A 15,048-nucleotide genomic window follows, 5' to 3' on the forward strand; every position below is an offset into this window, starting at 1 on the left:
CCGCTGTGACGGTGGTCAAATGTGCGCCGTGACGGGGGGGCGTTGCGGGATGTCGGCAAGGCCGAGCGTCGCGCTCGGCTTTCCGATACAATGCGTCACCGTGCCGACAACCGCGTCGGAAAGTTCAGCCGAGGTGCTCCATGGATATCATCGAAACAATCAAAGAGCAGATTGCTAACAACACCATTCTGCTTTACATGAAAGGCTCGCCCAATGCTCCGCAGTGCGGCTTCTCCGCCAAAGCGGCGCAAGCGGTAATGGGTTGCGGCGAGAAGTTCGCTTACGTGGACATCCTGCAAAACCCTGAAATTCGTGCCAATCTGCCGAAGTACGCCAACTGGCCAACCTTCCCACAACTGTGGGTGGCCGGTGAGCTGGTCGGCGGCAGCGACATCATGACCGAGATGTTCGCCAATGGTGAACTGCAGGCTCTGATCAAGGACGCCGCTGCCAAGGCCAAGGCTGCCGAGGCCTGATTCTTGTCAGCCAACAAAAAGCCCCGCATTGCGGGGCTTTTTGTTGGCTGTCAGAAAGATGGGCTTATTCGCCCATCTGCGACTGCAGGTAATTTTCCAGGCCGACCTTGTCGATCAGGCTCAGTTGAGTTTCCAGCCAGTCGATGTGTTCTTCCTCGGCTTCGAGGATGTCTTCCAGCAATTCGCGGCTACCGAAGTCGCCAACCGTTTCGCAGTGGGCAATCGCGGCCTTGAGATCGGCCAGACCTGTGTGCTCGATTTTCAGGTCGCACTGAAGCATTTCCTTGGTGTGCTCACCAATGAACAGTTTGCCGAGGTCCTGCACGTTAGGGATGCCTTCGAGAAACAGAATCCGCTTGATCAGTTTGTCAGCGTGTTTCATCTCATCGATGGATTCTTTGTACTCATGCTTGCCGAGCTTATCCAGGCCCCAGTCTTCATACATGCGGGCATGCAGGAAGTATTGGTTGATTGCGACCAGCTCGTTTCCGAGGATCTTGTTGAGATGCTGGATGACGCTAACGTCGCCTTTCATGATGGGGTCCTGCCCTATAGTGTGCCAATCGCTTGGAGTTTGAGCCGGACAACTTTTGCTGTCAAACCTAAGTGGTTGAATAATAAATAAAAATTAATAGTAATAAGAATGTTTTTGTTCCGCGTTTTAACCCTAACCGCTTGAATTACAGGCATAAAAAACCGGACACAGGGTCCGGTTCTTGGAAAGTTCTGAATTACTCTGAATTATGCTGCAGTAAATTCGACCGGATAAGGCAGTGCTGCCTGGCTGACTTGCAGCTCGGTCAAGGTCTCGCGAACGACTTGCTTGGCCAGGCAGGCGCATTTACCGCACTGAGTGCCCACGTTGGTGGCATCACGTACATCACGGTAGCTGCAGCAGCCATCGTAGATTGCATCGCGGATCTGTCCGTCGGTAACACCAACACAAAGACACACATACATAGAGGAGACCATCGCGGCTAAAGGCTCAATGCGAGGGATCTTAATGTTAATGAGAATGCTTGTCAAAGCACTTTGTCGGGTGACCCTGCATGCCACGACGGACGGCACACTGTTGTGTGGCTGTCCTTAAATTCGGCGGTACACGTTGGGCGGTGTATGATGGTCAGTCCATGCGATGCCAGGTGGGCCACGTGCCCTGCTGTGCATACCATTCCACCACATCAGGAGATATCGAATGAGCGTGCTCGTAGGCAAAAAAGCCCCGGATTTCACGGTTCCAGCCGTACTCGGCAATGGCGAGATCGTCGACAGCTTCAACCTGGCTTCGGCCATCAAGGGCAAGTACGGCCTGGTGTTCTTCTACCCACTGGACTTCACTTTCGTCTGCCCGTCCGAGCTGATTGCTCTGGATCACCGCATTCCTGAATTCCAGGCGCGTAACGTCGAAGTCATCGGCGTCTCGATCGACTCGCATTTCACTCACAACGCCTGGCGTAACACCCCGGTCAACAACGGCGGTATCGGCCCGGTCAAATACACCCTGGCTGCTGACATCACCCACGAAATCTGCAAGGCCTATGACGTTGAGTCCGAGGGCGGTGTAGCGTTCCGTGGCGCGTTCCTGATCGACACCAACGGTGTCGTTCGTTCGCAGATCGTCAACGACCTGCCGCTGGGTCGTAACATGGACGAGCTGCTGCGTCTGGTTGATGCCTTGCAATTCCACGAAGAGCACGGCGAAGTCTGCCCTGCCAACTGGAAAAAAGGTGACAAGGGCATGACCGCTTCGCCAGAAGGCGTTGCTGCTTACCTGAGCGAGAATGCTGGCAAGCTGTAAGCGCCACGCATAAAAAAACCGGCCCATGTGGCCGGTTTTTTTATGCGTGGATGTCGACGTCAGTCGTCGAAGTCCTGCCAGCCGCCCATTTGTTTCCAGCGGTTGACGATGCCGCAGAACAGCTCGGCGGTTTTTTCGGTGTCGTAGCGGGCAGAGTGTGCTTCGCGCCCGTCAAAGTCGATGTCGGCACTTTGACACGCCCTGGCCAGTACGGTTTGACCATACGCCAAGCCCGCCAGGGTGGCAGTGTCGAAGCTGGAGAACGGATGAAACGGGTTGCGCTTCATGTCGTTCCGGGTTACGGCAGCATTAAGGAAACCCAGGTCGAAACTGCTGTTGTGGCCGACCAGGATTGCCCGTTTGCAGCCATTGGCCTTCAGGGCCTTGCGTACACCGCGGAAAATATCGGTTAGCGCTGCTTCCTCGCTAACGGCCATGCGTAGCGGATGGTCCAGTTTGATGCCGGTGAACTCCAAGGCAGCCTGTTCAATGTTGGCGCCTTCAAACGGCTCTACACGGAAGAAATAGGTGTGCTCCGGGAACAGGAATCCTTTCTCATCCATGCCGATGGTCACGGCGGCAATTTCCAGCAGGGCATCGGTTGCGCAGTTGAAACCGCCCGTCTCGACATCAATTACTACCGGCAGGTAACCACGAAAGCGTTCGGCCATGGGGTGACGCGGGCCGCCGCTATGACCTTCCTGGTCGAGGTCGAAGTGATCATCACTCACGCATTTTTCTCCAGCAGGCGCCAGCGCAGTTGTTCACCGGCGCGCAGCGGTACCACGGTGTGCTCGCCGAATGGCAGGCTATCCGGGGCGGTCCAGCTTTCGCGGACCAGGGTAATAGTGTCGGTATTGGTCGGCAGGCCATAGAACGCAGGACCATGCAGGCTGGCGAAACCTTCGAGTTTGTCCAGCGCGTTGCGCTGTTCGAAGGCTTCGGCATACAGCTCGATAGCGGCATAGGCGGTGTAGCAGCCGGCGCAACCGCAGGCCGCTTCCTTGGCGTGACGTGCATGCGGTGCCGAGTCGGTGCCCAGGAAGAACTTGCTGCTGCCACTGGTGGCGGCATCAAGCAGGGCAACCTGGTGCGTATTGCGCTTGAGGATCGGCAGGCAGTAGTAGTGTGGGCGAATGCCGCCGACCAGCATGTGGTTGCGGTTGTACAGCAGGTGCTGGGCGGTAATGGTTGCACCGACATTGGCCGGCGCTTCAGTCACGAACTGCACCGCATCGGCCGTTGTAATGTGCTCAAAGACCACTTTAAGCGTTGGGAAGCGCTCGACCACGCGGCGCATGTGTTCGTCGATGAACTGCTTCTCGCGGTCGAAGACATCGACCTCGCTACGTGTTACTTCACCGTGGACCAGTAGCGGCATGCCGACTTCAGCCATGGCCTCGAGCACCGGGAAGATATTGTCGATGCTGGTGACGCCCGAGTCCGAGTTAGTGGTCGCGCCCGCCGGATAGAGCTTGGCGGCGTGGACGAAACCGCTGGCCTTGGCCGTGCGGATTTCCTCGGGTTGGGTGCGGTCGGTGAGGTACAGGACCATCAACGGCTCGAAGCGGCTACCAGCCGGACGGGCCGCGAGGATACGTTCGCGATAGGCCCCCGCTTCGGCGGCGTTGCGCACGGGTGGTACCAGGTTTGGCATGATGATCGCGCGGGCAAAGGTGCGCGCCACATCGCCAACAGTGTGGGGCAGGACGGCACCATCACGAAGATGGATATGCCAGTCGTCAGGACGCAGAAGGGTCAGGCGGTCGGACATTGGGGATTCCAGGCGGGTCGAACTCAAGGTGAATGCTACCGGAAAAGCCGGGTCCGAGCACTCGCTATCAAGTTTTGCGGCGGCCTACCGATACCTTGCAGGTATGCCGTGAAAAATTTGTGGAGCCGCCCGTGCGCCAGCATTATCTAGCCTTGCTCAGCATGTTTACCTGCCTGCCTGCCATGGCCCTGACGTTCCAGACTCGTCTGGAGAGCGTCGAGTGGAAGGTCGAGGGTGATCAGTTCGAGTGCCGATTGATCCAGCCGATTGCCAATTTTGGCTCTGGTGAGTTCGTTCGTCGTGCGGGTGAGCAGCCGACCTTCCAGTTGCGCTCGAACAGCAATGTCCTGGGCGCGGGTTCGGCAACCCTGCTTGCCGCTGCCGCGCCATGGCAGCCAGGGCGTGGGGATATCAACCTGGGCACTGTTCGCATGGCCCGTAACGGCGTGTTGTTCAATAGCTCGCAGGGCCAGGCCAGCCGCCTGATCAATGGCCTGCTGGATGGTCGCAGCACCGTGGTCCGCAATTATGCAGGGGAAGCGGGGCGTTCGATGGACGTGCGCGTGTTGCCGGTCAAGTTCAACCAGGCCTATGCTGACTATCAGGTCTGTGCGGCCAAGTTGTTGCCGATGAACTATGATCAGGTGCGCCAGACCCGCGTCGACTTTCCGGGCGGTGGGATCGACCTGGATTCCAGCGCCCAAGCGCGACTGGATATCATCCTGGACTTTCTCAAGGCCGACCCGACCGTCAATCATATTGAGCTTGATGGGCATTCGGACAACAGCGGCAATCGCCTGACCAACCGTGACCTGTCCCGTCGTCGTGCGCTGGCGGTCATGGAGTACCTTAAACGTCACGGAGTGGCGGAAGAGCAGATCACCCTGCGGTTCCATGGTGAGCGGTACCCACTGGCACCGAACAACAGCCCAGCGAACCGTTCGCGCAATCGCCGGGTGAACATTCAACTGGACCGGGTGACGCCCGTTGAAAAACCGGTAGAAACTGCCAGTGACAAACCACTCGGCAAGGCGCCTGACGCGGCTTCGACAGCGCCGGCTCAGGCTCCGGCTCCGGCAGCCACCCCCTCCGTTACCAAGCCGGCCGTCAAGTCCTGAGGGGCGACCATCCGTCGCGCCCTCGACCGTTCCTGTCGCTTTGTCGTCACAAGCTGTCGCCCCACTGTAAATGTTGCAGTAAGACCGGTAGAATCATCGGTTTTCCGTACAACCCCGTGGAGTGATGGCATGGCGGACGTAAAAAAGGTCGTACTGGCGTATTCCGGCGGCCTTGATACCTCGGTAATTCTCAAGTGGCTGCAAGATACCTATAACTGTGAAGTGGTGACTTTCACCGCTGACCTGGGGCAGGGCGAGGAGGTCGAACCGGCCCGCGCCAAAGCTCAGGCCATGGGTGTCAAAGAGATCTACATCGACGACCTGCGCGAAGAGTTTGTCCGTGACTTCGTGTTCCCGATGTTCCGCGCCAACACTGTTTACGAAGGCGAGTACCTGCTGGGTACTTCCATTGCGCGTCCGCTGATTGCCAAGCGTCTGATCGAAATCGCCAACGAAACCGGCGCCGATGCCATTTCCCATGGCGCGACCGGCAAGGGCAACGACCAGGTGCGTTTCGAGCTGGGTGCCTACGCGCTCAAGCCAGGTGTGAAGGTGATTGCGCCATGGCGTGAGTGGGACCTGCTCTCGCGTGAAAAGCTGATGGACTATGCCGAGAAGCACGCTATTCCAATCGAGCGTCATGGCAAGAAGAAGTCGCCGTACTCGATGGACGCCAACCTGCTGCACATCTCCTACGAGGGTGGCGTGCTGGAGGATACCTGGACCGAGCACGAAGAAGACATGTGGCGTTGGACCAAGTCGCCGGAAAACGCGCCGGACGTCCCGACCTACATCGAGCTGACGTACCGTAACGGTGACATCGTTGCCATCGATGGTGTGGAAATGACGCCAGCCACCGTACTGGCAACCCTCAACCGCATCGGTGGTGAGAACGGCATCGGTCGTCTGGACATCGTCGAGAACCGCTATGTCGGCATGAAGTCCCGCGGTTGCTACGAAACCCCAGGCGGCACCATCATGCTGCGTGCCCACCGCGCCATCGAGTCGATCACCCTCGACCGTGAAGTCGCTCACCTGAAAGACGAGCTGATGCCGAAGTACGCCAGCCTGATCTACACCGGTTACTGGTGGAGCCCAGAGCGTCTGATGCTGCAGCAGATGATCGACGCTTCGCAGGTTAACGTGAACGGCGTCGTACGCCTGAAGCTGTACAAAGGCAACGTGATCGTGACCGGGCGCAAGTCTGATGACTCGCTGTTCGATGCCAACATCGCAACCTTTGAAGAGGATGGCGGTGCTTACAACCAGGCCGACGCGGCGGGCTTCATCAAGTTGAACGCCTTGCGCATGCGCATTGCTGCAAACAAGGGACGCTCGCTGGTTTAAGCGTTCTCCTCGTTTGAAAAAAACCCGGCTTTGGCCGGGTTTTTTTATTCATCGTTTTCATCGTTGTGCGTCTGTGCATGGTCGTGTCTTATTTGATGTGTGGGGCATGGGTTTATTGGTGATCGTCGTTTGAACACCAACATCGATATTGTAAAAGACCAACGATTCTCCACTGCCGTTGCTGGGTGAGAGCAGTGACTGCTTCAGTGCACTCAGTACGTGGTGTTCAACGAATTGATGTGCGCCGCTGCCGGATAGAAAAATGCTGGAGGGGGGCGTGTTATCCGGTAGTCCCGAACTGTTCGGCATGTTTATTGTGAATTCTAATCGTGCAAGCTTTTCGCTCAGCTCATTGAGCTTTTCATGTAGCGCACTATTGAGATCATCGCGATCACGCTCTCGTTTCTCCGTGCTCGTCGTTGAGTATTCAGCTTTAGTGGATGGATAGTTTGTTAAGGGTTCTTCATCTCTGGATTTTTCGTGTGCTAAACCGTTTGGTGTTGCTGTTTCCTGTGAATATTCGGTGGGTGTTTCGCCGTTGTCGGGAATATAGAGCGATCGCGTGTTGAAGTTTAATGTAAGAAAGAAAAGTAGTGTCAGGAAGGGGGGGAACCCTACAAGAAACCAGGTGTAAATTTCTTGGCTGTCTTCACCGAGAAATGGCAGGGAGGCCAGCGCAGAGGCCTCAATGATTCCGGCGAAGATAGCGATGATGGTCAACGGACTTTTGGGTTCGGCGTTGCTCATGATTCAGTACCTTCTGCTCGTTTTGGCGGCGATACGTAAGGGGCCGCCATGGTCAGGAGGATCGCTCGGATTGTAGGTTTAAGTGGGTAATTATGTGTTGTTTCGGGTGCCGTGTAATGCTGCTGTACGGGTTGATTTTTAAAGAGTACTGCGCGTTTCTATTAATCTAAAGGCAGTATGGGAAATTTCCTTCAACGATTGTGGCGTCGCTTCATAGGTTGCGACTTTGAATGATGATAGTGTTGTTTTACGGCGGATTTTACTTGCTTTTATTTTGGCAGGCGCTGCTGTTTCCTGGGTTTGGCATTAATAAAATTTGTAGGAATAATCCTATGATTTTGTAGGCCGTGTCTTTGAGTGTAAGTGCTTGACGGGGGCGGAATGCAATATTCCAGAGGGATGGGATATTGTGCGAGCTTAAGAACCGAACAGCAAAAATTTGGATTTGCCCATGAATAAAGTGCTGATCGTGGATGATCATCCAGTCATTCGCTTGGCTGTACGCATGCTGATGGAGCGGCATGGCTATGAAGTCATTGCGGAGACGGATAATGGTGTAGATGCACTGCAACTTGCCCGGGAATATCTTCCCGACATTGTTATTCTGGATATCGGAATCCCCAAGCTCGACGGGTTGGAGGTCATTACCCGGCTAGCCTCGGCCGGAGAGGCGTTGAAGGTTCTGGTACTGACGTCTCAAGCGCCTGGGCATTTTTCAATGCGTTGCATGCAAGCGGGGGCTGCCGGTTATGTTTGCAAGCAACAGGACCTGACCGAACTCCTCAGTGCAATCAAGGCTGTGCTTTCTGGTTACAGCTACTTTCCCAATCAGGCATTGCATTCGGTTCGTTCCAACCTGGGAGGGGCGAGTGAGGCGGAGATGGTCGAGCGCCTTTCAGGTCGGGAGATGATGGTGCTGCAGCAATTGGCTCGCGGCAGGAGCAACAAGGAAATTGCCGACAGCATGTTCCTCAGCAACAAGACGGTCAGTACCTACAAGACGCGTTTGCTGCTGAAACTCAATGCGCGCTCCCTGGTCGACCTGATTGAGCTCGCACAGCGTAACGATCTTGTATGAAACGCACTTCACTCTAGCTTCCCGCCAAGGACGCTTTTGGTAACACACTAATTGCCGCCCTGTTGATTGGGCGGCAATTAGTTAAAGATCGAAGTCATAGTCTGCCAGCTGTTTCTGCAAGCGACGCTCTTCCAGCAGGTTGTCAATGGTGCGGCGTTTACTCAGATTGGTCTTTGCTGTCTCCGCCGGTACATCAGCGGCGGGTGAGTCTTCAGTGGCAGCAAAGTCGTCGTCCAGATCCAGCTCTTCTTTATCGGTGCTCATAAGTCACTCCACGGCAAGAGGGCCATTGGCGCACCTTATAACCAGATTCTCAGGTCGGGTAAAAAAGATTTTTTCAATCGCCTGAACAACCTTTTCGCTATTTGCTCAATCGTCCGAAGTCTTGTGCTTGTAATCACACAGGTCTTCGATCCGACAACTGCCACAACGCGGCTTGCGTGCCTGGCACACATAGCGACCGTGCAGGATCAACCAGTGGTGAGCATCCAGCAGGTAGGCCTTGGGTACAAACTTCAATAGACCCTTTTCAACCTCCAGGACGTTCTTGCCGGGTGCGATTCCTGTGCGGTTGCTGACGCGAAAAATATGGGTGTCGACTGCCATTGCAGGCTGTCTGAAGGCAGTATTGAGGACCACGTTGGCAGTCTTGCGGCCCACCCCAGGCAGAGCTTCAAGGGCCTCGCGGGTTTCCGGGACCTGACTGCCGTGCTGCTCCACCAGTAATCGACAGGTTTCGATGACGTTCTTCGCTTTACTGTTGTACAGGCCGATGGTCTTGATGTACTCCGACAGCCCTTCCACACCTAATGCGTATATTGCTTCTGGCGTATTGGCCACCGGGAACAGGCGTGCAGTGGCCTTGTTGACCCCGACATCGGTCGCTTGTGCGGAAAGAATGACCGCAATCAGCAGCTCGAACGGCGACGTGTAGGCAAGCTCGGTCTTCGGTTCTGGATTGTCTTCATGCAGCCTGCGAAATATTTCCAGGCGTTTTGTAGCATTCATGGATCAGGGAGTTCCTTGACGGCGAGAGGGTGCACGTTGGCGCCAGATCCTATTGTACAGGGCGAGCAACAGGCCAAGAAGGAACAGGGCCCCTGGGGTCAGATGGGCCAGGCGCATACCGCTCCCCATCAGCTCACGTGCCACGCCCAGGCTGATGCAGAGCGCAGTGAACCCGAGCAACAGGCTCAGTGGGGCGCGCCAGCCTTTGGTGTGTCCCTGCGCATGGTCGAACATCACGCACTGCAGCGCGATCAGTGCGGTATAAAGGCCCAGGCTTTGGTAAAGCACCAAGGTGTGGGCGCGTAGGGTCAGTTCCAGGCAGGTGACGATGGTTGCCGCCAAAAGCATGCTGGCGACGTCTGCACCTATACCCGTCAGAAGTCGCCTCAGGGGTGTCATGCCAAGGCGATGCAACAGTATCGCCAGCAGGCTGAGCACGGCTATCGAAGTGGCCTGCAGTAGCGTTTGCGTGGCGCCCAGCAGTGGTGCCAGGCTAAGTCCGGCAAGCCAGTGTCTATTCATGGACGGTCCCTCCGAGCAAGTCTTCGGCATGCTCATCGAAGTAGCGCAGGGCGTCATGTAGCGCCTGGATCACGGCGCGAGAGGTCACACTTGCGCCAGCCAGTTGGTCGAACTGGCCATTATCCCGTTTCAGTGCCCACGCGGCATCGGGCGTAGTCGTGAGTGCATGGCCGATGAAGTGTTGCAGCCAGGTGTTGCCGGGTTCTACAAGCTGCGCGCCAAGCCCCGGGGTTTCCTGTTGTTGCAGTACCTTCAGCCCTATCAACCTGCCGCTGGGGTCTATGGCAATCAATAGTTCCAGTGCACCGCCGTAGCCCTGTGTACGGCTGTGCAGCACCACGGCACTCGGTTGCCCACCAAGCAGGGCGCGGTAGCCTGCGCGTAGTGTGCTATGTGCCAATTGGGTATCGTTCAGGCGAATGGGGTGTTGCAGCGGGTTGTTGTCATAGCGCTCGGCAGGAAGCACGCTTAGCCATGTCTGTGCTTTGAGCTGTTCCTGTGCGGCACGGATCGGTGCCGCAGCGTAGTGATGCCAGGTCATGCTGAAGGCTAAAGCCAGTAGTGCAAGAGCGCCTAACACCATGCAGCTACGCAGGCTTATGCGGTTCATGTTGCCTCCCGCTCTCTGCGGGCGGCCCAGCGCTCAAGGGCTGGCACCGCAAGGTTCATCAGCAGCACCGCGAATGCAGTGCCGTCGGGGTAGCTGCCCCAGGTTCTGATCAGGTAGATCAATGTTCCGACACCCACGCCAAACATCAAGCGGGCCATGGGGCTCCTGGGGCCGGATACGGGTTCTGTGACAATGAAAAATGCCGCGAACAGGGTTGAGCCGGACAGCAGGTGCAGCAGTGGCGAGCCGTGGGAGTCGGAGCCCGAACCGTTCCAGCAGAACACACTGATGATGAACAGGCTACCCAGCAGCCCTGCGGGCGCGTGCCAGCTGAATACCTTGCGCTGTAGCAGGAACAAGCCGCCCAGCAAGAATCCAAGGCTGGCCCACTCGGTGCCTTTACCGCCGAAAAAACCGAACCCAGGGTGCTGGGCGAACAGCTCATCGATGGTCAGGCTTCTGTTGTTGCGCAAGCCATCCAGTACGGTGGCCTGTACCCAGGCATCCGGTTGTGTGCTGCTGGTGATCCCGAACACCAGGTGCAGGCTGGTGCCAAGATCCAGCGGTTGTGGAGCAGGCCACTGGGTCATCGCGACCGGGAATGACAGCAAGACTACGGCATAACCAAGCATCGCCGGATTGAACGGGTTTTTCCCTACGCCACCATACGCATGTTTGCCTATCGCAACGGCGCAGCTGGCGGCGATCAGTGGCAACCACCCAGGTGCATAGGCAGGTAGTGCGATGGCCAGCAGCGTCGCGGTTACCAGAGCGCTGCCGTCGCTTAGCGCTGCCCGCACAGGGCGGCGCATCAGCATGAGCAAGGCGGCTTCGGTTGCCAGGGCGCCAACACTGGTCAGCAGTAGGTTGAGCAACATGCCCCAGCCATGCAGCCAGAGCAGTGCCAGAAGCCCAGGGGCGCAGGCCAGCAGCACCAGCCCCATGGCGGTGCGCAGGCGTTCGTTGACGTCAACCGCGGCCATGCTCGCTCACGGCCTGGAGCGATTCAAGGTGCGCTTGTGCAGCTTGAGATTCGCGCTCCAGCTCCAGCAGTTGGGCATGTTGAGCTTCGTTCGGGGTTTCGCCGAAGGCTGTGCGGGCCTTGTTCAATTGGGCGCGACTCATGGCGGCGGCGATCTTCGCCTGCTTCAATGCCGCATCGGCAGCGGCGATCTTTTGCGCTTTGACGCGCTCAATGGCTGCCTTGATTGGGTCGTCGGTCGCAGTGCTGCTCGCGGTAGTGACCACTGAGCGTTGGCTACGGGCAAGGCGTTCGGCTTGCTTGCGAGCCTCCTCACGCTGCAGGCGGGCGTTGCGTTGCTCGTAACGCTGTCTGGAGTGATCGCGTTTGGCCGTACGTGCGGTCCGCTGTTCGGCATTCGTTGCCAGCCCGCCGACGATGGGGATTATCGTGCTGTCCGCCGACAGGGGCAGCAAGTCGATGCAGTCGACCGGGCAGGGCGCAACACACAGGTCGCAACCGGTGCATTCAGTGCTGATGACGGTGTGCATCAGCTTTGCAGCACCGACGATGGCATCCACCGGGCAGGCCTGGATGCACTTGGTACAGCCGATGCATTCCGCTTCCCGAATGAAGGCGATCTGAGCGGGGGCGCTGCCGCGCTCGGGGTCCAGTGCCAGTGTCGGCACGTCGAGCAGTTGGGCCAAGGCGGCGATCGTTTCGTCGCCGCCCGGTGGGCACTTGTTAATGGCCTCGCCCTTGGCCAGGCCTTCTGCGTAAGGGCGGCACCCGCCGTGGCCGCATTTGCCGCATTGGGTCTGTGGCAGGAGGGCGTCGATGCGTTGAATCAGACTCATGATGTAAACAATCCGTTGAGGCCGAGAAAGGCCATGGCCATGATACCGGCGCCAATCAGCTCCAGTGGCAGGCCGCGAAAGGACTCGGGTATGGCGTCATTGTCGAGGGTGCGCTGTCGAAGGTCATCAAGCAGCATCAGTACCAGCCAGAAGCCCAGGCCGCTGCCCAGACTCAGGGCCATGACCTGTGCCAGGCCGAGTTCGGTGTTGCTGGCAATGATGCTCAGCCCCAGCACGCCGGCATTGCCAAGCAAAAGAGGCTTCAAGCCTTCCTGAGGCAGTGCGGGCTGCCAGCGACCGATCAGGGTAAGCAGTGGCGCGATCAGCACGATGCACGATGGCAGGAAGATGAACAAGCGCAGGTAGTCCAGTTGCAGTGGTAGCAACAGGTAGCGGTAGAGGACTTGACCGATCACGGTGCTGCTCAGCATCAGCATGCCGGTTGTCAGTCCCAGTGCATGCACCTTGTGTCGGGTCGCGTCCCTATCAATGTGAAGAGCAGGGTCGAGGGCCAACCCCTGGTGCAGGATGATGTTGTTGATCAACGCAGCGCCGATGAGCGTAAAGATCAGATCTGTCATTGGGGGGCCGAAAAATCAGGGCTGTCAGCCATTATCCGGCAAGGACGGAGGGAAGAGAACGCCCCGGTCCGAGATGACCGGGGCGGATGTCGCTTATTTGATGCGTTGACCTGGTTTTGCACCGCTGTCGGGGCTCAACAGGTAGATCTCTTCACCGCCTGGGCCGGCAGCCATCACCATGCCCTCGGAAATGCCGAAGCGCATTTTGCGCGGCTTGAGGTTGGCGATCATCATGGTCAGCCGACCTTCCAGCTTGGCAGGGTCCGGGTAGGCCGACTTGATGCCGGAGAACACGTTGCGTTGCTCGTCACCGATGTCCAGGGTCAGGCGCAGGAGTTTGTCGGCACCTTCGACTGCTTCAGCCTTGAGGATCAGGGCAACCCGCAGGTCAACGGCCGCAAAGGTGTCGAAGTCGATCTCTGGCGACAGCGGATCCTTGGCCAGCTCGCCGTTGCCGGCCGCTACGCTGGTCTGGGTTGCTTCCAGGTCTTCTTTGCTGGCGGCAGTCATGGCCTCGACCTTGACCGGGTCGATACGGCTCATAAGCGCCTTGAACGGGTTCAGCTTGTGGTTGACGAGGCGGGTCTGATGGTCGGCCCAGGTCAGCGGGGCGACGTTCAGGAATGCTTCGGCATCGGCGGCCAGCACTGGCAGTACCGGTTTGAGGAAAATCACCAGTTGGCGGAACAGGTTGACGCCTTGGGCGCAGATCGCCTGGACTTCGTCCTGTTTACCTTCCTGCTTGGCCAGGGACCAAGGTGCCTTGTCGGCAATCCAGGCGTTCGCGCGGTCGGCCAGGGCCATGATTTCGCGCATGGCCCGGGCGAAGTCACGGTTTTCATAGGCTTCGGCAATGCCGGGCGCAGCAGCCAGGAAGGCTTCGGTCAGTTCAGGTGCGGCATCGCCATCGACCATGACCCCATCGTTGCCCTTGTGGATGAAACCGGCGCAACGGCTGGCGATGTTGACGACCTTGCCAACCAGGTCAGAGTTGACCTTCTGCACGAAGTCTTCCAGGTTCAGGTCGAGGTCGTCCACGCCACGGCTGAGTTTGGCGGCGTAGTAGTAGCGCAGGTACTCCGGGGACAGATGGTCCAGGTAGGTGCGGGCCTTGATGAAGGTGCCGCGCGATTTGGACATTTTCTGACCATTGACCGTCAGGTAGCCGTGAACGTTGATGCCAGTAGGCTTGCGGTAGCCGGCGCCTTCGAGCATGGCGGGCCAGAACAGGGCGTGGAAGTTGACGATGTCCTTGCCGATGAAATGGTACAGCTCGGCTTTCGAGTCCTTGTTCCAGAACGCGTCGAAGTCCAGCTCCGGGCGGCGGTCGCAGAGGTTCTTGAAGCTGGCCATGTAGCCAATCGGTGCATCCAGCCAGACGTAGAAGTACTTGCCGGGCTCATCCGGGATCTCGAAGCCGAAATACGGCGCATCGCGGGAGATGTCCCATTCCTGCAAGCCAGCATCGAGCCATTCGGCGATCTTGTTGGCCACGGCGTCCTGCAGGGTGCCGCTGCGGGTCCAGCTCTGCAGCATGGCCTGGAAGTCAGGTAGCTTGAAGAAAAAGTGCTGGGAGTCCTTCAGGACCGGGGTAGCGCCGGAGATTGCCGACTTGGGGTTTTTCAGTTCGGTTGGCGCGTAGGTGGCGCCGCATTTCTCGCAGTTGTCACCGTACTGGTCTTCTGCCGCGCATTTCGGGCAGGTGCCCTTGATGAAGCGGTCGGCCAGGAACATTTTCTTGTCCGGGTCGAAATACTGGGTGATCGAGCGGGTTGCGATGTGCCCGGCGTCACGCAGCTTCAGGTAGATATGGCTCGACAGCGCCCGGTTTTCTTCGGCGTGGGTCGAGTGGAAGTTGTCGAAGTCCACCAGGAAATCGGCAAAATCGCTGCTGTGTTCCGCTTGCACGCCGGCAATCAGCTGTTCCGGGGTAATACCTTCTTTTTCGGCACGCAGCATGATTGCCGAACCGTGGGCATCGTCAGCGCAGACATAGATGCACTGGTTGCCGCGAAGCTTCTGGAAACGCACCCACATGTCGGTCTGGATGTATTCGAGCATGTGGCCAAGGTGAATGGAACCGTTGGCATAGGGGAGGGCGCTGGTGACTAGAATCTGGCGTGGCTCGGACATGGGGGCTCGGCTACTTTCGGCTACAAGAGATGAAACGG

General features: G+C 57.8%; 16 protein-coding genes and 2 pseudogenes. 5 read left to right on the forward strand and 13 right to left on the reverse strand.

The genetic code is table 11. The annotated features are described in order from the left end of the window. Positions 1–140: 140 nt before the first annotated feature. Positions 141–476 (forward strand): Grx4 family monothiol glutaredoxin, encoded by a 336-nt coding sequence (grxD, locus tag IE038_RS12475; RefSeq protein WP_189395709.1) that lies wholly within the window; start codon positions 141–143, stop codon positions 474–476. A 64-nt stretch (positions 477–540) separates the two neighbouring features. Here grxD and bfr read toward each other — a convergent pair whose 3' ends face one another. Together bfr and IE038_RS12485 are read right to left on the reverse strand one after the other, a co-directional pair. Beyond that, positions 541–1,011, reverse strand: a complete 471-nt coding sequence (gene bfr, locus IE038_RS12480) for a bacterioferritin (protein ID WP_163939891.1) — start codon at positions 1,009–1,011, stop codon at positions 541–543. Positions 1,012–1,217: 206 nt separating this feature from the next. Next, complete coding sequence (locus IE038_RS12485; protein WP_163939892.1) at positions 1,218–1,436, reverse strand: bacterioferritin-associated ferredoxin; 219 nt, start codon at positions 1,434–1,436, stop codon at positions 1,218–1,220. Positions 1,437–1,671: 235 nt separating this feature from the next. Between IE038_RS12485 and IE038_RS12490 the strand changes: the two genes are divergently transcribed. Continuing rightward, positions 1,672–2,274 (forward strand): peroxiredoxin, encoded by a 603-nt coding sequence (locus IE038_RS12490; protein ID WP_189395710.1) that lies wholly within the window; start codon positions 1,672–1,674, stop codon positions 2,272–2,274. A 59-nt stretch (positions 2,275–2,333) separates the two neighbouring features. On the opposite strand, the gene rnt is transcribed toward IE038_RS12490, so the two are convergent. After that, positions 2,334–3,005 (reverse strand): ribonuclease T, encoded by a 672-nt coding sequence (gene rnt, locus IE038_RS12495; protein ID WP_189395711.1) that lies wholly within the window; start codon positions 3,003–3,005, stop codon positions 2,334–2,336. Then, entirely contained in the window at positions 3,002–4,048 is a 1,047-nt protein-coding gene (gene pyrC, locus IE038_RS12500; RefSeq protein ID WP_189395712.1) for a dihydroorotase, read from the reverse strand. The genes rnt and pyrC overlap by 4 nt, the downstream gene beginning before the upstream one ends. A 131-nt stretch (positions 4,049–4,179) precedes the next feature. Between pyrC and IE038_RS12505 the strand changes: the two genes are divergently transcribed. Together IE038_RS12505 and IE038_RS12510 are read left to right on the forward strand one after the other, a co-directional pair. Then, entirely contained in the window at positions 4,180–5,166 is a 987-nt protein-coding gene (locus IE038_RS12505) for a flagellar protein MotY (protein WP_189395713.1), read from the forward strand. A 129-nt stretch (positions 5,167–5,295) separates the two neighbouring features. Beyond that, positions 5,296–6,513, forward strand: a complete 1,218-nt coding sequence (locus IE038_RS12510; RefSeq protein ID WP_163939766.1) for an argininosuccinate synthase — start codon at positions 5,296–5,298, stop codon at positions 6,511–6,513. 471 nt (positions 6,514–6,984) lie between these two features. Here the strand turns inward: IE038_RS12510 and IE038_RS12515 are convergent. Further along, positions 6,985–7,260 (reverse strand): annotated as a pseudogene (locus IE038_RS12515) (hypothetical protein); the annotation flags it as partial. Positions 7,261–7,711: 451 nt separating this feature from the next. Between IE038_RS12515 and IE038_RS12520 the strand changes: the two are divergent. Continuing rightward, positions 7,712–8,338, forward strand: coding sequence for a response regulator transcription factor (locus IE038_RS12520; protein WP_189395714.1), 627 nt, complete (start codon positions 7,712–7,714; stop codon positions 8,336–8,338). An 81-nt stretch (positions 8,339–8,419) separates the two neighbouring features. Here IE038_RS12520 and IE038_RS12525 read toward each other — a convergent pair whose 3' ends face one another. The 8 genes and pseudogenes from IE038_RS12525 to metG all read right to left on the reverse strand — a co-directional run bounded on the left by IE038_RS12525 (position 8,420) and on the right by metG (position 15,010). Beyond that, positions 8,420–8,602, reverse strand: coding sequence for a PA3496 family putative envelope integrity protein (locus IE038_RS12525; RefSeq protein ID WP_189395715.1), 183 nt, complete (start codon positions 8,600–8,602; stop codon positions 8,420–8,422). Between the two features lie 105 nt (positions 8,603–8,707). Further along, complete coding sequence (nth, locus tag IE038_RS12530) at positions 8,708–9,346, reverse strand: endonuclease III (protein WP_189395716.1); 639 nt, start codon at positions 9,344–9,346, stop codon at positions 8,708–8,710. Positions 9,347–9,349: 3 nt separating this feature from the next. Further along, positions 9,350–9,868: an Rnf-Nqr domain containing protein gene (locus tag IE038_RS12535; protein ID WP_163936553.1), complete on the reverse strand. Its 519-nt coding sequence runs from the start codon at positions 9,866–9,868 to the stop codon at positions 9,350–9,352. Continuing rightward, positions 9,861–10,478: an RnfABCDGE type electron transport complex subunit G gene (locus tag IE038_RS12540; protein ID WP_163936556.1), complete on the reverse strand. Its 618-nt coding sequence runs from the start codon at positions 10,476–10,478 to the stop codon at positions 9,861–9,863. The genes IE038_RS12535 and IE038_RS12540 overlap by 8 nt, the downstream gene beginning before the upstream one ends. Then, complete coding sequence (locus tag IE038_RS12545; protein ID WP_163936559.1) at positions 10,475–11,461, reverse strand: RnfABCDGE type electron transport complex subunit D; 987 nt, start codon at positions 11,459–11,461, stop codon at positions 10,475–10,477. The genes IE038_RS12540 and IE038_RS12545 overlap by 4 nt, the downstream gene beginning before the upstream one ends. A 10-nt stretch (positions 11,462–11,471) precedes the next feature. After that, a pseudogene (gene rsxB, locus IE038_RS12550) lies at positions 11,472–12,296 on the reverse strand (electron transport complex subunit RsxB); the annotation flags it as partial. After that, the gene (locus IE038_RS12555) at positions 12,293–12,877 is read right to left on the reverse strand and encodes an Rnf-Nqr domain containing protein (RefSeq protein ID WP_163936566.1); all 585 of its coding nucleotides are present in this window, start codon (positions 12,875–12,877) and stop codon (positions 12,293–12,295) included. The gene IE038_RS12555 and the pseudogene rsxB, both read right to left, overlap by 4 nt. Positions 12,878–12,970: 93 nt before the next feature. Beyond that, a complete protein-coding gene (metG, locus tag IE038_RS12560) occupies positions 12,971–15,010 on the reverse strand; it encodes a methionine--tRNA ligase (protein ID WP_163936569.1) in 2,040 nt (679 codons plus the stop codon). Positions 15,011–15,048 lie beyond the last annotated feature (38 nt).

It is taken from the genome of Pseudomonas laurentiana (assembly GCF_014648275.1).
GTDB lineage: Bacteria > Pseudomonadota > Gammaproteobacteria > Pseudomonadales > Pseudomonadaceae > Aquipseudomonas > Aquipseudomonas laurentiana.